Annotated in this window: 25 protein-coding genes and 3 tRNA genes; 8 read left to right on the top strand and 20 right to left on the bottom strand. The window is 58.6% G+C overall.

The features are described 5' to 3' along the window. Nucleotides 1-142: 142 nt before the first annotated feature. The 4 genes from PFY00_RS10925 to PFY00_RS10910 form a co-directional block, all read right to left on the bottom strand. The gene (locus PFY00_RS10925) at nucleotides 143-1261 is read right to left on the bottom strand and encodes a DNA polymerase III subunit delta' (RefSeq protein ID WP_271432588.1); all 1119 of its coding nucleotides are present in this window, start codon (nucleotides 1259-1261) and stop codon (nucleotides 143-145) included. Beyond that, entirely contained in the window at nucleotides 1258-1893 is a 636-nt protein-coding gene (tmk, locus tag PFY00_RS10920; RefSeq protein WP_271432587.1) for a dTMP kinase, read from the bottom strand. The genes PFY00_RS10925 and tmk overlap by 4 nt, the downstream gene beginning before the upstream one ends. Beyond that, the gene (locus tag PFY00_RS10915) at nucleotides 1893-3062 is read right to left on the bottom strand and encodes a D-alanyl-D-alanine carboxypeptidase family protein (RefSeq protein ID WP_271432586.1); all 1170 of its coding nucleotides are present in this window, start codon (nucleotides 3060-3062) and stop codon (nucleotides 1893-1895) included. Before PFY00_RS10915 ends, tmk begins: the two co-directional genes overlap by 1 nt. A gap of 214 nt (nucleotides 3063-3276) precedes the next feature. Further along, entirely contained in the window at nucleotides 3277-4203 is a 927-nt protein-coding gene (locus tag PFY00_RS10910) for an SPOR domain-containing protein (protein ID WP_271432585.1), read from the bottom strand. A 219-nt stretch (nucleotides 4204-4422) separates the two neighbouring features. Between PFY00_RS10910 and PFY00_RS10905 the strand changes: the two genes are divergently transcribed. The 4 genes from PFY00_RS10905 to PFY00_RS10890 all read left to right on the top strand — a co-directional run bounded on the left by PFY00_RS10905 (nucleotide 4423) and on the right by PFY00_RS10890 (nucleotide 6715). Further along, a tRNA-Ser gene (locus PFY00_RS10905) sits at nucleotides 4423-4512 on the top strand. A 71-nt stretch (nucleotides 4513-4583) separates the two neighbouring features. Continuing rightward, complete coding sequence (locus PFY00_RS10900; RefSeq protein WP_271432946.1) at nucleotides 4584-5267, top strand: lysophospholipid acyltransferase family protein; 684 nt, start codon at nucleotides 4584-4586, stop codon at nucleotides 5265-5267. After that, nucleotides 5264-6208, top strand: a complete 945-nt coding sequence (locus PFY00_RS10895) for a phosphatidate cytidylyltransferase (RefSeq protein WP_271432584.1) — start codon at nucleotides 5264-5266, stop codon at nucleotides 6206-6208. Before PFY00_RS10900 ends, PFY00_RS10895 begins: the two co-directional genes overlap by 4 nt. 39 nt (nucleotides 6209-6247) lie before the next feature. After that, nucleotides 6248-6715 (top strand): CoA-binding protein, encoded by a 468-nt coding sequence (locus tag PFY00_RS10890; RefSeq protein ID WP_271432583.1) that lies wholly within the window; start codon nucleotides 6248-6250, stop codon nucleotides 6713-6715. A gap of 83 nt (nucleotides 6716-6798) precedes the next feature. Here the strand turns inward: PFY00_RS10890 and PFY00_RS10885 are convergent, their stop codons facing one another. Then, nucleotides 6799-7110, bottom strand: a complete 312-nt coding sequence (locus PFY00_RS10885) for a phosphoribosyl-ATP diphosphatase (protein WP_271432582.1) — start codon at nucleotides 7108-7110, stop codon at nucleotides 6799-6801. After that, nucleotides 7107-7865, bottom strand: a complete 759-nt coding sequence (gene hisF / locus PFY00_RS10880) for an imidazole glycerol phosphate synthase subunit HisF (protein ID WP_271432581.1) — start codon at nucleotides 7863-7865, stop codon at nucleotides 7107-7109. The genes PFY00_RS10885 and hisF overlap by 4 nt, the downstream gene beginning before the upstream one ends. 92 nt (nucleotides 7866-7957) lie before the next feature. Between hisF and PFY00_RS10875 the strand changes: the two genes are divergently transcribed. Then, nucleotides 7958-8713 carry an SDR family NAD(P)-dependent oxidoreductase gene (locus PFY00_RS10875; RefSeq protein WP_271432580.1) on the top strand — a complete coding sequence of 252 codons (756 nt, stop codon included), beginning with the start codon at nucleotides 7958-7960 and terminating at the stop codon, nucleotides 8711-8713. A gap of 19 nt (nucleotides 8714-8732) precedes the next feature. On the opposite strand, the gene hisA is transcribed toward PFY00_RS10875, so the two are convergent. Further along, nucleotides 8733-9455 (bottom strand): 1-(5-phosphoribosyl)-5-[(5-phosphoribosylamino)methylideneamino]imidazole-4-carboxamide isomerase, encoded by a 723-nt coding sequence (hisA, locus tag PFY00_RS10870; protein ID WP_271432579.1) that lies wholly within the window; start codon nucleotides 9453-9455, stop codon nucleotides 8733-8735. A 135-nt stretch (nucleotides 9456-9590) separates the two neighbouring features. On the opposite strand from hisA, the gene PFY00_RS10865 reads away from it, so the two are divergent. Beyond that, complete coding sequence (locus tag PFY00_RS10865) at nucleotides 9591-9971, top strand: DUF2147 domain-containing protein (RefSeq protein ID WP_271432578.1); 381 nt, start codon at nucleotides 9591-9593, stop codon at nucleotides 9969-9971. 115 nt (nucleotides 9972-10086) lie between these two features. Here the strand turns inward: PFY00_RS10865 and hisH are convergent, their stop codons facing one another. The 6 genes from hisH to PFY00_RS10835 all read right to left on the bottom strand — a co-directional run bounded on the left by hisH (nucleotide 10087) and on the right by PFY00_RS10835 (nucleotide 13243). After that, the gene (gene hisH, locus PFY00_RS10860; protein ID WP_271432577.1) at nucleotides 10087-10719 is read right to left on the bottom strand and encodes an imidazole glycerol phosphate synthase subunit HisH; all 633 of its coding nucleotides are present in this window, start codon (nucleotides 10717-10719) and stop codon (nucleotides 10087-10089) included. 79 nt (nucleotides 10720-10798) lie between these two features. After that, nucleotides 10799-11386 carry an imidazoleglycerol-phosphate dehydratase HisB gene (gene hisB, locus PFY00_RS10855; protein WP_271432576.1) on the bottom strand — a complete coding sequence of 196 codons (588 nt, stop codon included), beginning with the start codon at nucleotides 11384-11386 and terminating at the stop codon, nucleotides 10799-10801. 126 nt (nucleotides 11387-11512) lie between these two features. Further along, a tRNA-Gly gene (locus PFY00_RS10850) sits at nucleotides 11513-11587 on the bottom strand. A gap of 22 nt (nucleotides 11588-11609) precedes the next feature. Further along, a tRNA-Gly gene (locus tag PFY00_RS10845) sits at nucleotides 11610-11684 on the bottom strand. A gap of 153 nt (nucleotides 11685-11837) precedes the next feature. Continuing rightward, nucleotides 11838-12647 (bottom strand): metallophosphoesterase, encoded by an 810-nt coding sequence (locus PFY00_RS10840; protein ID WP_271432575.1) that lies wholly within the window; start codon nucleotides 12645-12647, stop codon nucleotides 11838-11840. Beyond that, entirely contained in the window at nucleotides 12629-13243 is a 615-nt protein-coding gene (locus PFY00_RS10835; RefSeq protein WP_271432574.1) for a DUF2314 domain-containing protein, read from the bottom strand. The genes PFY00_RS10840 and PFY00_RS10835 overlap by 19 nt, the downstream gene beginning before the upstream one ends. Before the next feature lie 226 nt (nucleotides 13244-13469). Here PFY00_RS10835 and PFY00_RS10830 point away from each other — a divergent pair, with 226 nt between their 5' ends. Next, nucleotides 13470-13877 (top strand): (R)-mandelonitrile lyase, encoded by a 408-nt coding sequence (locus PFY00_RS10830; protein WP_271432573.1) that lies wholly within the window; start codon nucleotides 13470-13472, stop codon nucleotides 13875-13877. Between the two features lie 56 nt (nucleotides 13878-13933). Here PFY00_RS10830 and PFY00_RS10825 read toward each other — a convergent pair whose 3' ends face one another. From PFY00_RS10825 to PFY00_RS10795, 7 genes are all read right to left on the bottom strand, one after another. Then, on the bottom strand, nucleotides 13934-14212 hold the full coding sequence (locus PFY00_RS10825; RefSeq protein ID WP_271432572.1) for a hypothetical protein: 279 nt from the start codon (nucleotides 14210-14212) through the stop codon (nucleotides 13934-13936). Nucleotides 14213-14253: 41 nt separating this feature from the next. Then, nucleotides 14254-14931, bottom strand: coding sequence for a PspA/IM30 family protein (locus tag PFY00_RS10820; RefSeq protein ID WP_271432571.1), 678 nt, complete (start codon nucleotides 14929-14931; stop codon nucleotides 14254-14256). 93 nt (nucleotides 14932-15024) lie between these two features. Further along, nucleotides 15025-15615 carry a TetR/AcrR family transcriptional regulator gene (locus tag PFY00_RS10815; protein ID WP_271432570.1) on the bottom strand — a complete coding sequence of 197 codons (591 nt, stop codon included), beginning with the start codon at nucleotides 15613-15615 and terminating at the stop codon, nucleotides 15025-15027. Between the two features lie 135 nt (nucleotides 15616-15750). Then, nucleotides 15751-16200: a ribonuclease HI gene (rnhA, locus tag PFY00_RS10810; RefSeq protein WP_271432569.1), complete on the bottom strand. Its 450-nt coding sequence runs from the start codon at nucleotides 16198-16200 to the stop codon at nucleotides 15751-15753. Continuing rightward, on the bottom strand, nucleotides 16193-16783 hold the full coding sequence (locus PFY00_RS10805; RefSeq protein ID WP_271432568.1) for a class I SAM-dependent DNA methyltransferase: 591 nt from the start codon (nucleotides 16781-16783) through the stop codon (nucleotides 16193-16195). Before PFY00_RS10805 ends, rnhA begins: the two co-directional genes overlap by 8 nt. A gap of 121 nt (nucleotides 16784-16904) precedes the next feature. Next, nucleotides 16905-17372 carry a DUF3429 domain-containing protein gene (locus PFY00_RS10800; protein ID WP_271432567.1) on the bottom strand — a complete coding sequence of 156 codons (468 nt, stop codon included), beginning with the start codon at nucleotides 17370-17372 and terminating at the stop codon, nucleotides 16905-16907. Between the two features lie 91 nt (nucleotides 17373-17463). After that, entirely contained in the window at nucleotides 17464-18327 is an 864-nt protein-coding gene (locus PFY00_RS10795; protein ID WP_271432566.1) for a helix-turn-helix domain-containing protein, read from the bottom strand. Nucleotides 18328-18374: 47 nt separating this feature from the next. On the opposite strand from PFY00_RS10795, the gene PFY00_RS10790 reads away from it, so the two are divergent. After that, nucleotides 18375-19370, top strand: coding sequence for a fatty acid desaturase (locus PFY00_RS10790; RefSeq protein WP_271432565.1), 996 nt, complete (start codon nucleotides 18375-18377; stop codon nucleotides 19368-19370). Nucleotides 19371-19379 lie beyond the last annotated feature (9 nt).

The following is a 19379-nucleotide window of genomic DNA, read 5'->3' as shown; positions in this document are numbered from 1 at the left end:
CGCGGGGCCGGAACCCCCGTGAGACCTTCACTGTCCCTCGTTCCGTAACTGACGCCCGAGCCCCCCGCTCGGGCGTTTTTTCTTGTCAGTTCTGTTGTGGGTGCTGGCCCGTGGCAAAACAGGTGACGGACCGGCCCTGCGATCAGACGGCGCGTGCCAGACTGTGCAGAAGATCGGTAACCAATGCAGCGGGATCGACATTCACCGCGCGGGCATGCCGGGCCCGGTCTCCGGTCTTTTGGGCTGCTTCTGCCCAAAGGCGGGCGGACCTCTGATCCGGGGCAAGGCGAAGCAGTGTTTCCGCTTCGCCGGGCGCAATCTGTGCGGCGGGCGGCTGGCCGGTGGCCCCGGTTCTGGCAATGCGGGCAGCAAGCTGGTCCGCCAGTGTCAGCAGCAGATCCAGCCGGTCTTCGCGCCCTTTGCCTGCGCAGCTGTCCGACAAGGCCAACAGTCGCGGGCGATCCAGTCTGGGCAGGCTGCCCAAGACAGAAAGCAAATCGCGATAGAGCGCGAGACCATCCAGATTGAGCAAACGGACCGCTGCACCAACGGATCCGTTTGCAAGCGCGGCCAAAGCTTCGGTTTCGCCTTCAGGCACTTCAATGTCGGCTTGTTGCAGAGCGCTTTGCATGTCCTGCTGGCCCAGCGGATCCAGACGCAATTCGCGGCAGCGTGACCGAATGGTTGGCAACAATCCGGCAGGCTGATGAGCGATCAGCAACAAGGTGGTGCGGGCAGGGGGCTCTTCAAGCATCTTAAGGATCGCATTGGCGGCCTGAACATTCAGTTCATCGGCGGAATCCACGATCACGACCCGCCGTCCGCCATCGGCGGCCGACAATCCGAAAAAGCCCTGCAGCTTGCGCACTTCGGTGACGCGAATGTCCGTGGCCAGTTTATCGCCTTTTTCATTCGGACCACGCCGCAAAAGGAACAGCCCCGGCTCGGACAATGCCTGCATGCGCCGGGCCACCGGGTGCTCGGGGTCAACGGACAAAGTGGATGGCGGTGGCGGCGCTCCGAACAATCCGTCACCTTCGTCGTCTGGCGTCGACAGAAGGAACCGCGCAATGGACCACGCCAATGTCGCCTTTCCAACGCCGCGCGGGCCGGTCAGCAGCCAGCCGTGGTGCAGACGCCCTGAATTATAGGCTGTCAGAAAATCGGCTTCGGCCTTGGCCTGACCAAACAATTGCGCGGTCATACGGGGATGGGGTGCGCCGGGAACGCAATCCGGCTCTGGCAGCGTGTCGTCGCTCATGCTGGTGTGCGCTCCAGGTGCGGATCAAGCGTTGCGCGCACGTCGGTTGAGACAGCTTCCAGTGTCCGGTTGCCGTCAATCACCCGGAACCGGTCTGCATATTCGTTTGCCAGTTCGAGAAAACCTGCGCGCATCTTTTCCTGCAAATCCACGCCGAAATCTTCGAACCGTTCTTCTTCGGTGGCCCGGGCTTTGGCGCGGGCGAGCCCTGCGGCCGGGTCCATGTCGATCAGAAGGGTCAGATCTGGTTCAATTCCGATCATCAGTTGGTGCAATGTGTCCACCGCCCCACGCAGATCACCGCGCGACAGCCCCTGATACATGCGTGTGCTGTCTGCAAAACGATCGCAAATTACGATCTTTCCGGCGTCCAGCGCAGGCTGGATCGTGCGTTCCAGATGATCGCGGCGCGCGGCGGTAAAGAGCAGCAGTTCTGCCTCTGCAGACCAGCGATCAGGATCACCTTGCAAAACCAACGCCCGGATTTCCTCGGCGCCGGGGCTGCCGCCGGGCTCGCGGGTCAGGATCACGTCAAAGCCTTCGGCGCGCAGCTGTTCTGCCAGCATTTGCGCTTGCGTGGATTTGCCAGAGCCGTCGATGCCTTCAAAGCTGATGAAAAGCCCGCGGCCCATTACATCGCATCTCCGGAACGATCTTGCAGTCGCTTGAGCAAAACCTGACTGACCACTGTCATGCGATCCAGAAATCCGCCAGCGTCAACGGTGCTTTCGGCAAACAATGGCACGCGTGTTTCCTCCAGTCCTTCGGGCTGGATGATCAGTTCAGCAAGGCGCTGGCCTTCGGTAACTGGTGCTTCGATTGGGCCAGTGTAGACGACTTCGGCTTTCAGACCTTCGGGACGGGCCACCGGAAGCAACAGAGTCACATCGTCCTTCGCAACCAGTCCCACGCTTTCTTCTGCGCCCATGAAGACATCGGCCTGTGCCAGAGCATTGCCCGATTTCACGATGGTTTGTTCGGCGAACTGGCGGAAAGCCCAGTTCACGATGGCTTCGGACTCTTCGGCGCGCGCTGCGGAACTGTCGAGGCCGGTAATGGCAAAGATCACCCGGCGATCACCTTGCTTGGCCGAGCCGACAAGCCCGTAACCGGCTTCTCTTGTGTGACCGGTTTTCAGCCCGTCCGCACCGATGCCTAGCCCAAGCAATGGGTTCCGATTGAACCGGTTCTGGCTTTCCTTGCTGTCAAACAAGAACTCTTTTTGCGCGAACATCGGGTAGAATTCGGGGAATTCCTCGATCAGCAACCGTGCCAACAAAGCCAGATCGCGCATCGACATCACATGTCCCTGAGCAGGCCAGCCGTTGGAGTTTTTGAAAACCGAAGAGGTCATGCCCAATTGCTGCGCCCGTTGGGTCATCATGCGTGAAAAGCCTGCTTCGGTCCCGTCGGGTGACAGGGCCTCGGCGATCACGGCACAGGCATCGTTGCCTGACAGCACGATAATCCCGCGGATCAGGTCTTCGACGGACACTCGTTCGCCTGCTTTCAAAAACAGGGTCGAGCCCCCGTAATCCATTGCATGCTGAGAGACCCGCAGTTGTTCGTCCAGTCGCAGACGCCCATCGCGTACGGCCTCAAACGCCAGATAGAGCGTCATCAGCTTGGACATGGAGGCGGGCGGCAATGCATCATCAGCACGTTTGGCGAGCAGCACGGTTCCGGTTGTCTGATCCAGCACAAAGGCAGCTTTTGCCCTTGTGTCAAAAGCAAATGAACTGGTCGCCATCAGCGCCAGAGTCATGGCGCCAGCCAAAACGCGAAAGGTCTTGCGGATCATTGTGCTGCTCCTGAACTTGCCTAATGCCCGCCATGTCTGCGCGGGCCGAGTCACCGACGTATATCTATATTGCGCAATCCGGGCGAGGTGTCACCCTAGCGGGGCATGCGAACACCCGCCGTCGGCGGCGGCTTGCGTGTCGCGAAGACGAAAAAGCCGGGCACTGCATCTGTTGCAGACCCGGCTTTGTGCCTTGAACGAGGTGTCAGAAGCCTCAGCCGCTGACGGCGTAGGCGTCTTCAAAGCCTTGCGCTTTGATTTTCTTGAGCAGCGCACTCATGTCCGACTTGGTGGTCGCTGGGCCAACCACGACGCGCCAGAAGGTCTTGCCCTTCGAGTTGTGCTTTTTGACTGTTGGCACCATGCCGGCCTGACGCATGGCTGTCGCTGTGTTCTTGGCGTTCTGTTCGACGCTGAAGATACCGATCTGGATGAATGGCTTGGACAGTTTGCTAGCCGCCTGCGGCGCTGGCGGCTTGGCGGCGGCCGGGGTAGGGGATGCGGCTGGCGCTGCCGGTTTCAACGGCGCGGCAGATGCGGTTTCGATCGCAGCAGCGGCACCGGATACAACGGGATCAAGCGCGCCGGATGTGACGTCCGGTGCTGCGGGCACTGCCTCGGCCAGATTGACTGGCGCCGGCGTCTGAGGCGGCTCTGCGGCCACTTCTTCGCGCTTCAGTGCGACTACATTGAGGTTGGATGGCGCGCCTGCCAGCATACCCAGAGCGGCCGCCGCGTCGGACGACACCTGCACTCTGGGGCCGGGGCTTTGGCGTTCACGGCGGAAGAGGGCGCCAATCACGAACTGACCGTTCTGTTCGTTGCGAATAATCACGCGTCCCGGTTCGCTTACATCGGGATGTGCGACCCAAACGCCACCAAGCGATGGACGACCGTCCCAAAGGCCTGCTTCGGTTGCCTGAAAGATTTCCGGTGCTTCGATGTCGCGTTCGGTTGTCGCGCCACCACCTGTCGCAGCCCGTGCTACGATCTCTTCGCCGCCGTCTGCCTTGGCCTGAAGGAACGCTGGCATCTGGCCGTCAGCACAGGCGGACAGCACGAAATATCCGAGCAAAAGCACGGAGTTACGCAGTATCCTGCTTCTACGGGCCGGGGACTGTGCCTGGAAAACCTTGCTCATGTTCTGCCTCTTGCCTCTGTATTCCGCAATTGCGGATAACCGGGATCATTAAGCGCCCCGGTGTTTTGAAATTCTGCCTCGTGTTGGGCTCATCTCGGCCCATTACCTGTAACTGTACCCTTTTGAAGCCGTTCTGAAAAGCCTGCTGTTCTGCAATTGGCAGTTTTTCCCCGAAGCATGCTTTTAGAATCGCATTCATCGGTTTATCTGATGCCAGACGGAGGTTTGGCAGAGTGGTCGAATGCACCGGTCTTGAAAACCGGCGGGCGTGAAAGCGTCCCCAGGGTTCGAATCCCTGAGCCTCCGCCATACAGTCCAGCCTCGGACTGCCGCATCGATCCCTTTTCATTCGGCTTTTGCTCTGTCACTAATCTGTGACGATGGTTGCTTTGTTTACCCTTCCACGCCGGATTGCGGCCCGTACGGTGGGCCATGCGCTGGCCTTTGTCGCGCGGTTCATAACCGCTGTTCGTGCGGATTGGCGCGGGATCGAACCGGTCGCTGTTCAGCGGGTTTACTACGCCAACCACGTCAGCAATGCGGATATGCCGATGATCTGGACGGTGCTTCCACCGCATATGCGGCGGCAGACCCGCCCTGTGGCGGCGGCGGACTACTGGCTCAAGAACAAGCTGCGGGCATTTGTGGGGCCAGAGGTGTTCAATTGCGTCCTGATCGATCGCAGGCCGGATGCGAGAACCGAAGATCCCATGGAAAAGATCATCGAAGCCATCGATGAAGGCGCGTCGCTGATCATCTTTCCGGAAGGCAACCGGAACATGACAGAGGACCCTTTGCTGCCATTTCGTGCGGGTCTGTACAACATTGCCAAGGCACGGCCCGATGTTGATCTGGTGCCAACTTGGGTCGCAAACCTCAATGAAATCATGCCCAAGGGCGAAGTGATCCCCTTGCCTTTGATTTGCACGGTCACCTTTGGTGCGCCCGTGCATGTGCGCGATGGCGAAGACAAAGACAGCTTTTTGCGCCGTGCGGCCGACGCGCTCGTGGATCTTGCCCCCGAACGGCCCGGTGCGCGCGCATCCGGCGGGGATGGCCCATGAACAACCAGACCACATTGGATATTCTTGGGCTGTCGCTCGGGGTCTTTGGAATCCTGATCGGTTTGACCCTTGTGGGTGAGTTCCTGCGTGCCCGCCAGCCCAGCGGCAAGGCCAATCCGGTGGTCGAAGCCTTTGTCATGCGCGTGCATACGTGGTGGGGGCTGGTGATCCTGACCTCTCTGGCCGTGCTGAGCGGGCGAACGGGAGTGTTGCTGCTCTTTGCTTTTGCCAGTTTTGCAGCGCTGCGTGAGTTTCTGACGTTTGCGCGCAAGCACCGGGCGGACCATCTATCGCTGGCTTTGGGCTGTTTCGTGATCCTGCCGTTGCAGTATCTGTTTGTTGCCTTTGACTGGACGGCCCTGTTTACCGTTTTCATTCCGGTCTACGCGTTTTTGCTGCTGCCGATAGTCAGCGCACTGCGTGGGGACCCCAGCAACTTTCTCACACGCGTCGCTGAAATGCAGTGGGGCCTGATGATATGCGTTTTTTGCATCAGCCATGTTCCGGCTCTGATCACCTATGACATGCCCGACGGGTCGGACAGATCAATCCTGCTGATCGTCTTCTTTGCCATGGTGGTGCAATTTGGGGATCTGTTCGAATATTACGCCGGCAGGCGGTTCGGGCGCCGCCGTATCGCGCCCAGCCTGTCGCCCAAGACAATCGAAGGCATGATTGTGGGCGTCCTGTGTGCGATGGCCATCGGGGCCGGGCTGGCATGGGCCACGCCCTTTGGACTTGTCGGGGCAACTTTGATGGCCGGGCTGGCATCCGTGACCGGGATGTTCGGCAGTCTGGTTTTCGCGGCGATCAAACGCGACAAGGGCGTGAAAGACTGGTCACATCTGATCCCGGGGCAGGGCGGGTTCCTCGACCAGTTGGACAGCGTTATTTTTGCCGCTCCGGTTTTCTATCATATGACCCATCTGATTTGGGGATAGGGACTTGGCGGCTGGATATCTGGCCCCTAGGGTGCTGGAATGAATGACATCGACCGCCGCCTCAGAGACATCCTGAAACGCACCCGCGAGATTGCGGTGGTGGGCGTTTCGACAAACCCCGTCAGAGCCAGCTATTTCGTGGCGCGTTATCTCAGTCTTCGTGGCTTTACGGTCTATCCGGTCAATCCCGGGCATGCCGGTAAGGAGCTCTTTGGCCAGACGATTCTGGCTGATCTGTCCGAATGCCCGGACACGGTGGACATGGTGGATATTTTCCGGCGCTCGGAACATGTGCCACCGATCGTCGGGCAGGCGCTGGAGGTGTTTCCCGATCTGAAAACGGTCTGGATGCAGATTGGCGTGGAAAACCATGAAGCCGCCGCCGCGGCTGAGGCGCGCGGTGTGGACGTGGTGCAGAATCGCTGCCCCAAGATCGAGTATCAGCGGCTCTTTGGTGAGTTGCGCATGGGCGGTTTCAACACCGGCGTCATTTCATCCAAACTGTGACGGCCTGCGGCGCTGTTTGCGCGAGGCGCAAAGGCGCCCCGCCCGCCGTCCCATCCGCCAGCCGAGCCTTAACGAGCCGGATTTCAGTCGCCGCGAGCGGCTTTTTCAGCCAAGCCGGATTGGGTTTGCCTGCGCTCCAGCTCGGCCATCACCGCGCTGATCTCGACGTTGCGGGCGCGTAGCATGACCAGCAGGTGAAAGAGCACATCAGCCGCTTCACTGGTCAAGCGGGCCTTGTCGCCTTTGACCGCTTCGATCACGGCTTCGATGGCCTCTTCGCCGAATTTCTCGGCGCATTTCTCCGGGCCCTTGGCCAGCAGCTTGGCTGTCCAGCTTTCGTCCGGTGATGCATTGGCGCGGCGTGCGACGATGGTTTCCAGTTCTTCAAGGGTCATAGTCTTACCGGGATGCCTGCGGCGGCCATATGCGCCTTGGCCTGCGCAATGGTGTATTCGCCAAAGTGAAAGATCGAGGCGGCCAGAACCGCGCTGGCGTGGCCCTCTGTGACGCCTTCGACGAGGTGATCGAGCGTGCCAACGCCGCCCGAAGCAATCACGGGGATGTCCACCGCGTCCGCGATTGCACGGGTCAGCGGCAGATTGAAGCCGGATTTGGTGCCGTCGCGGTCCATGGACGTCAGCAGGATTTCACCAGCGCCTTTCGCCGCGATCATGCGTGCGAATTCAACCGCATCAATGCCGGTCGGTTTCCGTCCGCCATGTGTAAAGAGTTCCCAACGTCCAGGCTCGACGGTTTTGGCATCGATGGCGCAGACAATACACTGGCTGCCAAACTGATCGGCGGCCTGCGCAACCACATCGGGATTGGCAACCGCAGCGGAATTGAAGCTGACCTTGTCGGCCCCGGCCAGCAGCAGGGCGCGCACATCGGCAACGGTCCGCACCCCGCCACCGACGGTCAGCGGGATAAAGCATTGCTCGGCGGTGCGTGTCACCACGTCGAACATGGTGCCGCGGTTTTCATGCGTTGCGTGGATGTCCAGAAAACAAATTTCGTCTGCGCCCGCGGCATCATAGGCGCGGGCTGCATCGACCGGATCGCCTGCATCGCGCAGATCGACAAAATTCACGCCTTTGACGACGCGGCCGTCGGCGACATCGAGGCAGGGGATGATACGTGTCTTGAGCATGGGTTCTGCCCTAGCGCGAAGCCTTGCCCTTGTGAAGGGGCGCTGTGCCGGGTTAGGCGTATTTACCAACACAAAATCATGAGGCTTTGGCAATGACACAATGGGCGCAATACCCCAGCCTGCAAGGAAAAACTGTCGTAATCACCGGTGGTGCATCCGGCATCGGGGCCGATATGGTGCGTGCCTTTGCAGCGCAGGGCAGCCGGGTGGGCGTGATTGATATGGACGAAGCGGGCGCACGGGCCGTTCTGGACGAGGTGCCAGGTGAACACGCCTTTGCCAAGGCTGATCTGCGTGACATTGAACAGCTGCGGGCTGCGGTTGCTTCGCTCCGCGAAGCCTTGGGCGGTGCGCATGTTCTGGTGAACAATGCGGCGCGTGATGACCGCCACGGATGGCAAGACGTGACACCCGAGTATTGGGACGAACGGCAGGCCACCAACCTGCGCCACATGTTTTTCGCGATCCAGGCCGTGGCGCCCGACATGATCGAAGCGGGAGGCGGGTCGATCATCAACATGGGGTCCAACAGCTGGTGGGAAGCAGGGGGGAACATGCCATCCTACACAACCGCCAAAGCCGCCGTGCATGGAATGACCCGGACGATGGCCCGCGATTTAGGGGATCACCGCATTCGGGTGAACACGGTCGTGCCGGGCTGGATCATGACACAGCGCCAAAAAGATCTGTGGGTGACCGAAGACGCTATTGAAAAGCACCGCGCACGTCAGTGCCTTCCTGATCTGATCGAGCCGCACTACGTGGCGCGGATGGTGCTGTTTCTGGCGTCCGACGATTCAGCGATGTGCACGGCCAACAACTATATGGTGGAAGCTGGTTCAATCTGAGCCAGCTTCGCTCGTCTGGTCAGCTGTGCAGGACGGCGATCGCCTCTTCGAGGTTGATCGCCCCGTCATAAAGCGCGCGACCCGAAATTGCGCCGTTCAACTGCGCACCGCAATCCCGAAGGGCGATCAGGTCCTTTATGGACGAAACGCCGCCTGATGCGATGACAGGAATGGTGACGGAAGCCGCCAGTTCAGCCGTGGCCTGAACATTGGGTCCCTGCATAGCACCGTCGCGATTGATATCAGTGTAGATGATTGCGGCGACACCGGCATCTTCAAAGCTTTTCGCGAGCTCTGTGGCCTGAACATCGGTGACCTCGGCCCAGCCTTTCGTTGCGACTCGGCCATCCTTGGCGTCGATCCCGACGGCAATCTTGCCCGGAAATGCCCGGGCGGCCTCACGGACCAGATCCGGGTTCTCAACCGCAACTGTTCCGAGGATCACGCGCGCGAGCCCCTTGGACAGCCATGCTTCGATCGTGGCCATGTCGCGAATGCCGCCACCGAGCTGCGCCGGCGTGCCGGTTTGCGCAAGGATTGCCTCAACAGCAGCCGCATTGACCGGCTCGCCAGCGAAAGCGCCATTGAGATCAACGAGATGCAGCCATTCGCAACCTGCCGCCACGAATTCCAACGCCTGTGCTGCCGGATCGTCATTGAACACAGTTGCCTTGTCCATGTCGCCGCGCAGAAGGCGAACCGCTTTGCCATCTTTCAGGTCGATCGCTGGATAGAGGATCATCGCAGATTTCCTTTGAAATGTTGCCCGTCGCTTAATGTGACGTGAGGACATATGCAAGCGGACCGAACGTCAATCTTGATTGACAGGGGGTGTGGCGGGCAGTCTGTAGGCACGATTTCGGGAGGAGATGAAAAAATGAAAACTTTGGCATTGGCAGCAGCCTTTGTTCTGGGCGCGGGGGCTGCAATGGCCGATCCCGTTCAGGGTGTGTGGAAAACTCAGGTGGATGATGGCGCCTATGCGCATGTCACGATGTCTGCCTGCGGTTCGAAAATCTGCGGCGTGATCAGCCGCACGTTCAATTCCAGCGGTGAGTACAAATCGGCCAACCTCGGCAAGCGCCTTGTGTGGGACATGGTTCCCTCGGGCAGCGGCAGCTACAAGTCGGGCAAAATCTGGCAGCCTTCGACAGGCAAGACCTACAAATCCAAAATGGCGCTTTCGGGCAATACACTCAAAGTGTCCGGCTGCGTTGGTCCGATCTGCAAAAAGCAGACCTGGAGCCGCGTCAAATAAAACAAAAAACCTTGGGGATTTGGGTCGTGCACAGTGGCCTGATCTGGTTTTCTATGCCGCGCCTGACACAGGCGCGGCATTTTTGTGTGCGCAGACTAACCGCAAATCCAGCGCGTCAGGGCATCCAACGCAGGAAGTTGGCAATCATGCGCAGGCCGGTGGCGGCACTTTTTTCCGGGTGGAATTGCAGGCCAATTCGGGTGCCCGTTCCGACAATTGCCGTGACATCGCCGCCATAGTCCACATGGGCCAACCGCTGTTCCGGACTGTGCATGCGCATCTGGTAGGAATGAACAAAATAGGCGTGATCACCGGTCTCGATGCCTTCGAGCACTGGATGCGGGGTGTCGATAACCAGATCATTCCAGCCCATATGCGGCACTTTGAGCGAAGCGTTGTCCGGTTCGATCCGACCCACTGTTCCGTTGATCCAGCCCAGCCCGTCGGTCTGTTGGTATTCCAGCCCTTCATCCGCCATCAGCTGCATGCCGACGCAGATGCCCAGAAACGGGCGGCCCCGCTCTTCGACGGCCTCGACCATTGCGGCAAAGCAACCGGAACCGCGCAGAGCTTCGGCGCAGGCCGGGAATGCCCCGTCGCCGGGCAGAACCAGACGATCAGCTTTGCTGACCACATCCGGATCTGAGGTCACAACGACGCTGCCGCCAACCTCGGCAGCCATCTTCTGAAAGGCTTTTTCCGCCGAATGCAGGTTCCCGCTTTCGTAGTCGATGATGGCTGTCAGCATGGTCGCCCGCGGCCTTGTCTAGGTGGTTAACTATCTTGAATCATTTCAGAATACCGTGCAGGCATCTGCAGGGCGCGTATCACAGCGCCCCTTTGGTTGATGGAATCGTATCGCTTTTTCGCGGATCGTGTTCCAGAGCATCGCGCAGCGACCGGGCTACGGCCTTGAAGGCGGCTTCTGCGATGTGGTGGCTGTTAAAGCCATGGATCTGGTCGACGTGCAGCGTTATGCCCCCATGCGTGCTGAAGGCCTGAAAGAATTCCCGCACCAGTTCGGTATCAAAGCTGCCGATCTTCTGGGTTGGCATTTCGACATTCCAGATCAGGTAGGGGCGGCCAGACAGGTCCAGCGCACAGGAAACCTGTGCGTCGTCCATCGGCAACTGGCAGGCACCGTAACGGCGGATGCCGCGTTTGTCGCCCATGGCCTGGCTCAGGGCCTGTCCCAGCGTGATACCGGTATCCTCGACCGTGTGGTGATCGTCGATGTGCAGATCGCCTTTGGCGGTGATGCGCATGTCGATCAGCGCGTGGCGCGCCAGTTGATCCAGCATATGATCAAAGAACCCGACACCGGTCTGGTTGTCATACTGGCCTGTTCCGTCAAGGTCGATGTCGACCGTGATCTCGGTTTCTGCCGTTTTTCTGGATACTTGCGCGCGGCGCATGGCACACTCCTCAGTCGCTTGACGGCCTTATAGGCAGCCGGTGGGTCTGCGCCAAGAGTACAAAAACACTTGCGCACGCTGCGTGGCGGCCATGCGTCATTCCGGTGTCTGGATCAAGTGGACTGTTGGAGCGGGCGAGGCGATTCGAACGCCCGACCCTAACCTTGGCAAGGTTATGCTCTACCCCTGAGCTACGCCCGCAAACCAACCAGTCAGACCATCCTGGAGCGGGCGAGGCGATTCGAACGCCCGACCCTAACCTTGGCAAGGTTATGCTCTACCCCTGAGCTACGCCCGCACCTGAATGGTGCGCTGGATTTAAAAGGAAGAGCGGCGCCGTGCAAGGGGTAAATTGCAAATTTTCCAAGGGTTCGCGCAATGGGACGAACATATCGGTCAGGACCCGTCCGGGTGTTTGCGCCCCAGCCCGCGCACCAGCCCGACAAAGGGATCATCCGGAAAGCGGGTCTTCCTGCGTTGCGCCTGCGATGGCAAAGTCTTCGGTGTGGATTACAAGGCCGGCATTCGTGGCCAAAGCGATCCCATAGGCGCCCGGTTCATCGACCGAAAGGGCGCTGCTGCCCGGGCCCAATATCATCGGCATCTGGTGACAGGGACTTTTGAGGGTAGTGAAGGCAACGCCGCCCGCATGCCCCGAGATCGTTCGATGAATGTGGCCACAGAGCAAATGCAGTGGCCCCGGATAGTCCCGCAATCGCATCAGCAGAGCATCGCCATTGATCAGATTGATGGCATCCATGCCATCAAACCCCGTTGCAAAGGGTGGGTGATGACAGGCCACCAACAGCGGTCTTTGACCGGCGAGAGCCAGCTGTATGTCCAGCCACCGCAACCGGCGCTCGCACAGCCAGCCTGCGTGCTGCTGAACTGCGCCTTGGTGATCGTGGGTGTCCAGGATCAGCACACGCAGCGGCCCCAGATCAAAGGCATGCTGAGCAAATCCATCTGTATCCACCTGATCGGGAAAGGTCTGAACAAAGTTCTTGGCCGAGTCGTGATTGCCAAGGGTGGCATAAAGGGGCAGGCGGTTACTGCTCAGAGCCTTTTGTAGCCGCGCATATTGGTCACGCTTCCCGTGGTGGGTGAGATCCCCCAGCAAGACCAGCGCTTGCGCATCTTCGTGATGGGCCAAAGCGTGCGTCAGGCCTTCTTCAAATCGCGCCAAGGGGTCCAGCCCGATGATGGACCGTCCGTCGCTTTCAATGTGCAGGTCGGTAAAAATCAGCAGTTTGTCTGGCATGTCGGAACGCCGGCCGGGGCCCAATCGTCGTTGTGTCGCGGAGTGTCTTCGGGCAGGGCGGCCTGTTTGGCCATTGCATACCAGAGATCGGGAACCGCCTTTGGTACCAGAATGGCTTCGACCTCACGTGCCTCGGCATCCGACATGTATTTAAGCGAAACGCGCGTGGTAAAATAGCCGTAGTACCGCCCGTCTTCCGCCTGCACGGCCCAATCGGCGATCTGCGGGTGCAGGAACGTGACCTTGGAGCCCATGCGCTTGCCCGGCATTTTCTGAGGATGACTGGCGAGCCGACCCTCAAACCCATTGCCCCGCCGCCTGAGATTGTCGACCCAGACCAATTCCACGTCGGTGGGATCGTCGCTGACATGAAGCGCAACACGGAATGACAGCGAAGGACTGAACCAACCCCGCCGCTTTTGCATCGCGCCGATAACCGTATTCAGGGTGCCGCGCGCTTCGGCAAAAGCCTCTGCCAATGCATGATCATAGGTCACCACCTTGATCACCCGCATCTCCGCCTGAACGCTTGGCACGGCCAGCAGGGCCAGATGGCCCGCCAGAACGGCACAAGACAACAGACGCAGCACGGACATCGGCAGGATCCTTCCCCCAAAGGACGCAATACACTTGCTAAGTCTCTACCCTAGGCAGGAAAACCCGTCGCGACAATGCCTTGATCGCCGGTTGCCTTGCATCTTTGTGCCAGAAATATCCCGGGGGGTCTGGGGGGCTGGCCCCCCAGGCGGGGGGGGGGGGGGCCCCCCCCCCCCCGCATCGGTCGGCTTGCCGCAGGCAAGTCGAAACCCGCAGGAGAGAAACATGCAGATTCATCGCGCAGGCGCCCGCCCCTCCGTTGATCCGAATCCGGATTACTTCACAGGCAAGGTTCGTTTTGACCCGGTCATCTCCGCCCCTGAGCCCGCGCGCACGCACGCCCTGATCGTGACCTTTGAACCGGCTGCGCGCACGGCATGGCACACGCATCCCTATGGCCAGACGATCCATATCCTGTCCGGGCTGTGCCTTGCCCAGAAAGACGGGGAGCCAGTGCAGGAATTGCGGCCCGGTGACACCTGTTGGTTCGAGCCCGGTGAAAAACACTGGCACGGCGCAGCGCCGGACGTCGGCATGGCGCATCTGGCCATTCAGGAAATGAAAGACGGGTCCGCCGCGGACTGGCTCGAAAAGGTATCAGACGAGGATTATTCAGGCCCGCGTACCGGATAAAACGAAAAGCCCGGGCATCCAACCCGGGCTTTTTTGTTGCCTGTTTTCCAGAACGATCAGTCGTCCCCTTTCAGCGCATCTTCCAACAGTTTTTCGTTTCTCGCCTCTTCGATGCGGCGCAGACGATCTTCAGAGAATTTGAAGTCGAAGCGGTATTTGACAACGTTAATCAAAGACAGCGTCAGCAAGACGATCCCCATGCCCCAATAGCCCTTGGTGGACAAAGGCACATCCGGCGAAAGATACAGCGACAGCGCCAGTAACCCGTAGGCCAGCAGCACACCGCAAAAATTCACAAAGATAATCAATCCGTTTTCATTCTGGTCGTTAAACATCGGTTTCTCCTCTCGGGGTAAGTGGTGGTCTGCCTGTTTCTTCAGGACTGTGCTTTCAAACGTATCAGCACGTCTGAAGCGGTGGATTTGGTTGCGGGCCCGAAACCGGCCTCTGCCATGCGATCGGCAATGTCGGACTTGTCCAAGCCTTGCTCGATCTCGCTCAGGATTTGGGATTGCTCGAACGGATCATCGCGATTCAGAACGCGCCGGATCAAATCATCGGCCTCTTCAAATGCGCCGTTTTGCGCGGCCTGCTGGCCGAGCCGCTTTTGAATGTCCTGCTCGCGTTTGACTGCCCGTGCGGCCACCGCGCCCTGTTTCAGATCAATGATCCGGGCATTGGCCGTTTCAACAGATTGGCGCAGCTGCAGAACGCGGGTTTCGAGCCGTTGCAGGGTCTCCCGGCGCAATGTCTGTTCGTTTTCCATCTGAGCAATCGCATGTGCAGCTTCCTGCGCAAGATCCTCTCGCTGTTGCTCCAACGCCTTGTGCGCCCGGACAGACAGATCATTGATCCGTTTTTCCAAAGTTTCCAACTGACGGGCTTCGGCACGTTGGCGCTGGATCAATCCTGCCAGTGCAAACTTCGCTGACTTCAGACTGGCATCTGCCTCACGGATTTTCTGATCAATCAGTTCAATGGCATAAACATCCCGGACGCGCGTCTCATTCTGAGCGCTGGCTCCGAGCATCAAAGTTTTTAGTGTTCCAAACATCTTCTCTCCTCATGAACGACGTTCAAGTGAAGATGTGACAATCACCGGGCTGGATATCAAGAAGAGATTTGAACGACGTTCAGAAACGTAACGTCAACCGATTTGTGTCAGAACTTGTCCGATCATCTTTTCGATCTGATCGTCCGGTACACCTGAAATTCGGCGTTCCAGCCCCAGCAGAACAATGCCGTGCACCGACGAAAACAACGCGCGGGTCATCAAATCGAGTTCATGTTCGTGCATGTCGGGGAAGATTTCTGAAAGCGGCTCGGCGATGTTGGAAAACAGCCCACCCAGCGCATCCAGATACCATTGGGGCACCGGACCATCTGCCGACATCTCGACATCAAAAAGCGCGCGCCACAGATTCGTGTTTTCCGAGGCAAAATGCAGATAGGCATGGCTCATCGCGATCAGCCGTTGGGTCGGCGTGTCCTGCCGCGCGGTTTCAACCGCTTTGGTGACGGCCGCGCCCAACCGTTGAAAGGTGCGCCCATTCACCTGCAAGACCAAAGCAGTCATATCGTCGTAGACGTTGTAGATTGCGCCGACGGCACATCCGGCGTCTTGGGCCAACGGCCGGGCCTTGAGCGACGCCAAACCACCCAACTGGATTTGCCGCTCTGCCAGTTCCACCAGCTTTTCTGCCAGCGCCGCTTTACGTGCCTTTGTCTTTTCGGACATCTTCAACCCCTGAACACCGTTCAGTTCGGTAAACCACAACCCTATCCAAAGGAAAAGTGCCCGCTTGGCATCAGTAGAAAAAAGCCTTCGAAAACAGGATCAAAGGCAACAGTTTGTGCAGACGCAAGTTGCGTTCTACTTGAACGGTTTCATGCCTTCGCGCGCCAGTTCGTCCGCGCGTTCGTTTTCAGGATGGCCTGCGTGCCCTTTGACCCATTCCCAGGTCACATCATGACGCGCTTGCGCCTCTTCGAGACGTTGCCAAAGCTCGACATTTTTGACGGGCTTTTTCGCAGCGGTTTTCCAACCATTGCGCTTCCAGCCAAATATCCAGCTGGTCACGCCATTTTTCACATAGGCGCTGTCTGTGACAACAGTGATCGATGACGCCCGGGACAAGGATTCCAACGCGCTGATGGCTGCCATCAATTCCATACGATTGTTTGTTGTTTCAGCCTCGCCACCATTCAGTGTGCGTTCTTTCACAACGGTGTCGCCATCCATTGCGCGCAGCAGCACGCCCCATCCGCCTGGTCCGGGATTCCCGGAACACGCTCCGTCGGTGTAGGCAAACAGGTCAGGCATGGGCAAGTGTCGCAATCCAGGGGTCAATTTTTCCGCTCAGACCTTTGTCACGACCTGATTTCCAGGGACCGGGCGTCAGACCGGCCTGGTTCAGCAAATCGGACAGGCTGTCACGCGTGAAATAGCTGTAACGGCGACCGATTGCATCCCGGTTTTCGCCCTCGCCCTCCTTGACGGCGATGTGAAAAAGACCCCCCGATTTCAGCGCTCGTTTGATGGCAGTCAAGTGCGATGGGATCTCGGCCAGAGGAGCGTGCAGAAGCGAAAAATTTGCCCAGACTGCATCGTATTCACCGATCGCATCCAGATCATCAAATCGTGCCTGCCGCGCGGAGACCCCAGGAATTTTTGAGGCGAGTTCGACCATGGCTGCTGACGCATCCCATGCATCGACCTGAAAACCGGCCTTCGCCATATGTGCAGAGGCACCACCCGGCCCGCAGCCCAAATCAAGAACCCTTGCGGCATCCGGCAGCGCTGCCATGAATGCCCTAAGAGTTTCGTCCGGCTCTTCGGTTCCAGTCAACGTGGCATAGTCCTGCGCACGCGCGTCATAGACGCCAATTGTTTTTGGATCGCTCATGCCAAAGGCTTGGCCCGATTGAGCTGCAGGTTCAAGGGCCGCGGTTGGATTTTACGGGAAATGAACGGCATTTGCTCTGGTCGTTCATGAGCATCCGGCCCGGCAACGGGACTGACCTGCTTCAGACGACAATACCCACGACCAGACAGAGCATGACCAAACTGGTCAGCAAGATCCTGAGCTGCATCCACCACAACGGAGTCAGACCCCAGCGCGAAAACTGCCAATCCAGAACCAGCAGTCCCACAAAGCCGAGCGCCAGCGAAATCAGGCCCCCTGTCTGAACCTGACCGCCAGTAAAAAAGACCCAAAGGGCGGGCACAACGGACAGGGAATAGGCCAGTGTCGCACGATCGCTCGGGGCTTTTGTCGCAAAGCCCCACAGCACGCCAGACATGAACGCCAGAATGATCGTTCCGTATCGCAAGAGCAGGTCTTGCCCATCTTTTGCGATCACAAGCGGATAGCTGTTCACATCATCGGGTTGCCCCATATGCGCAGAAAATATCCCACTCGCGATCAGCGCTCCAAAGACGAAAGGCAAAACGCCGGCAAGGCCAAGGATGAGTGCTGAGCGTGGTATTTTCATTCCGGGCCTTACAGGTTCCTTGTTAGTGCGCCCATACTTAGCGCAAGGATGACGGCAGCCAAGCCAAAACAAACCTGTACCCTTGGTTGGATCACAAATCGTACGTGCGGGCCAAAGACTGCAAATGATCAGGAAAATCCCGGGCGCTGACTTCGGCTTCTTTAACCAGATGATCACAATGATCGGTAAAGCTGCGCACACGTTCGGTATCGCGAAAGGCCAAAAAACTTTGCCCGATATAGAGAACAGCCAGCAATGGTCCATAAACCGTCAATGGCGCGGAATAGAGCCGTCTTGCATCAAAAAGACATATCCTCAAACGTGGATACAGCGCTTGGCTGAGGGCAATAAGATCATGGATCTGGCGCGACCGCACCTCTTTGGGCAGCGTCGCATAATATCCCGTTCCGGCCGCGAAACTGTCGAGTTCATACAGCGGCATGGCAATTTCATAGTCCGAGCGTCCACCCTTTAGCCATTCCAAACGGTCATGCGCCGCACCAATGGCCTGTTCGATCGTGCGCCCGAGATGCGGCTCATATTCCCATTCGAGTACGGCCCTTGTCTTGAGCATATCCGGCAGCAGGGCCGGAACATGCCTGATTTTGAAACCCTCGGATTCGCGGTGCCATTCGTAAATCTGTTCGTCCGCTGTTGCCCGCTCGGCATGACTTTGGCGCATGGCCCCTGCCAACAAGTCGGCTGCCGGTTCCGGACGATCTGACAGGCCCAGCAGCCAGTCGCATGAAACGCCCAAAGCCTGTGCGCAAGATCCGACAAGATGCGCATTGGGCAGCCGGGTCGTCGCGGGACGCAGCAGTTGCGAAATCGTGGACCGATCCGTGCCGATCTGGCGCGCCAAAGCCGATTGATTGCTGCCCGCATTTTGCATGGCCGTCGCCAGCCGGTCGCGGAATAAATCTGCACGGGCACGTTTGTCGTGAATATCCATCATATGTTGCATAAAATCACAAACCGTCATTTTTGTGAACCATTCCCAGAATGTTCGCTGCCGGTGCGCGGCGCTATTCAGGCATTGGGGACAATGAAATCAAAACCACGATGACAACCAAGACAATCGACAAGGACAACCAGACAGCCTGCCCGCCGTCGGGCGCAATTGAATGGCCCACGGTCGGGCTGGCACTGCTTTGCTATGGCTTGTGGGCCTTCGGAACCACTTCAGCCAGTCAGACATGGCTGCCACTTGGCGTTGCTCTCGCCACTCTGAGTGCCGCCCTGCATTCATCGCTGACCCACGAGGCGCTGCATGGCCACCCTTTTCGATCGCGCTTCTGGAACGCGGCTTTGGTCTTTCCGGCCTTGTCGGTTCTGGTTCCCTACCTGCGTTTCAAGGACACACATCTGGCGCATCATCGCGACACCAGACTGACCGACCCCTATGATGATCCTGAAACCAACTTTCTTGACCCGGCCCAATGGGAAAAATATTCGACGCTGCAACGGCGCATTCTGAATGCCAACAACACATTGGCCGGAAGAATGCTGCTGGGCCCTGCACTGGGCACCTGGGCCTTTGTTGCAGGCGACCTTCGCCTGATCCAACAAGGCGACAAACGGGTCCTGTGGGGCTGGGTTCTGCATGTGCCTGCTGTGGCGCTGGTTGTGATCTGGATGGTCTACGTCGCCCAAATGCCTCTCTGGGCCTGGCTGCTCAGCATCTATTTGGCGCATTCCATCCTGAAGATCCGAACGTTCCTTGAGCACCGCGCGCATAAAGACGCCTGTGGCCGTACAGTTGTCATCGAAGACCGAGGATTGCTTGCCCTTTTGTTCCTGAACAACAACCTGCACGTCGTTCATCACATGCACGCCACCGTGCCATGGTACAAACTGCCCGCGCTCTACCGCGCACGAAAACAACAGTTTCTAACGCGGAATGACGGATACAAATACCGGTCTTACGGCGAAGTGTTCCGCCGCTATTTCTGGCGCGCCAAAGATCCGGTGCCGCATCCGCTCTGGCCAAAACACTAAAGCCCGTTC

The organism is Thalassococcus lentus (assembly GCF_028023555.1).
Taxonomy (GTDB): Bacteria; Pseudomonadota; Alphaproteobacteria; order Rhodobacterales; family Rhodobacteraceae; genus Thalassococcus_A; species Thalassococcus_A lentus.
This window is presented reverse-complemented; position numbering and strand designations above follow the sequence as displayed.

Bases quoted from the DNA above. Each gene is read 5' to 3' on its own strand.
- PFY00_RS10825 (WP_271432572.1), bottom strand. From the start codon at position 14,212: ATGTTTAACGACCAGAATGAAAACGGATTGATTATCTTTGTGAATTTT.
- PFY00_RS10800 (WP_271432567.1), bottom strand. From the start codon at position 17,372: ATGAAAATACCACGCTCAGCACTCATCCTTGGCCTTGCCGGCGTTTTG.
- PFY00_RS10820 (WP_271432571.1), bottom strand. From the start codon at position 14,931: ATGTTTGGAACACTAAAAACTTTGATGCTCGGAGCCAGCGCTCAGAAT.
- PFY00_RS10925 (WP_271432588.1), bottom strand. From the start codon at position 1,261: ATGAGCGACGACACGCTGCCAGAGCCGGATTGCGTTCCCGGCGCACCC.
- PFY00_RS10915 (WP_271432586.1), bottom strand. From the start codon at position 3,062: ATGATCCGCAAGACCTTTCGCGTTTTGGCTGGCGCCATGACTCTGGCG.
- PFY00_RS10840 (WP_271432575.1), bottom strand. From the start codon at position 12,647: ATGCCAGACAAACTGCTGATTTTTACCGACCTGCACATTGAAAGCGAC.
- PFY00_RS10795 (WP_271432566.1), bottom strand. From the start codon at position 18,327: ATGATGGATATTCACGACAAACGTGCCCGTGCAGATTTATTCCGCGAC.
- PFY00_RS10790 (WP_271432565.1), top strand. From the start codon at position 18,375: ATGTTCGCTGCCGGTGCGCGGCGCTATTCAGGCATTGGGGACAATGAA.
- PFY00_RS10875 (WP_271432580.1), top strand. From the start codon at position 7,958: ATGACACAATGGGCGCAATACCCCAGCCTGCAAGGAAAAACTGTCGTA.
- hisF (WP_271432581.1), bottom strand. From the start codon at position 7,865: ATGCTCAAGACACGTATCATCCCCTGCCTCGATGTCGCCGACGGCCGC.
- PFY00_RS10830 (WP_271432573.1), top strand. From the start codon at position 13,470: ATGCAGATTCATCGCGCAGGCGCCCGCCCCTCCGTTGATCCGAATCCG.
- PFY00_RS10890 (WP_271432583.1), top strand. From the start codon at position 6,248: ATGAATGACATCGACCGCCGCCTCAGAGACATCCTGAAACGCACCCGC.
- rnhA (WP_271432569.1), bottom strand. From the start codon at position 16,200: ATGCCTGACCTGTTTGCCTACACCGACGGAGCGTGTTCCGGGAATCCC.
- PFY00_RS10865 (WP_271432578.1), top strand. From the start codon at position 9,591: ATGAAAACTTTGGCATTGGCAGCAGCCTTTGTTCTGGGCGCGGGGGCT.
- PFY00_RS10885 (WP_271432582.1), bottom strand. From the start codon at position 7,110: ATGACCCTTGAAGAACTGGAAACCATCGTCGCACGCCGCGCCAATGCA.
- PFY00_RS10900 (WP_271432946.1), top strand. From the start codon at position 4,584: ATGGTTGCTTTGTTTACCCTTCCACGCCGGATTGCGGCCCGTACGGTG.
- PFY00_RS10835 (WP_271432574.1), bottom strand. From the start codon at position 13,243: ATGTCCGTGCTGCGTCTGTTGTCTTGTGCCGTTCTGGCGGGCCATCTG.
- PFY00_RS10815 (WP_271432570.1), bottom strand. From the start codon at position 15,615: ATGTCCGAAAAGACAAAGGCACGTAAAGCGGCGCTGGCAGAAAAGCTG.
- PFY00_RS10910 (WP_271432585.1), bottom strand. From the start codon at position 4,203: ATGAGCAAGGTTTTCCAGGCACAGTCCCCGGCCCGTAGAAGCAGGATA.
- PFY00_RS10895 (WP_271432584.1), top strand. From the start codon at position 5,264: ATGAACAACCAGACCACATTGGATATTCTTGGGCTGTCGCTCGGGGTC.
- tmk (WP_271432587.1), bottom strand. From the start codon at position 1,893: ATGGGCCGCGGGCTTTTCATCAGCTTTGAAGGCATCGACGGCTCTGGC.
- PFY00_RS10805 (WP_271432568.1), bottom strand. From the start codon at position 16,783: ATGAGCGATCCAAAAACAATTGGCGTCTATGACGCGCGTGCGCAGGAC.
- hisB (WP_271432576.1), bottom strand. From the start codon at position 11,386: ATGCGCCGCGCGCAAGTATCCAGAAAAACGGCAGAAACCGAGATCACG.
- hisA (WP_271432579.1), bottom strand. From the start codon at position 9,455: ATGATCCTCTATCCAGCGATCGACCTGAAAGATGGCAAAGCGGTTCGC.
- hisH (WP_271432577.1), bottom strand. From the start codon at position 10,719: ATGCTGACAGCCATCATCGACTACGAAAGCGGGAACCTGCATTCGGCG.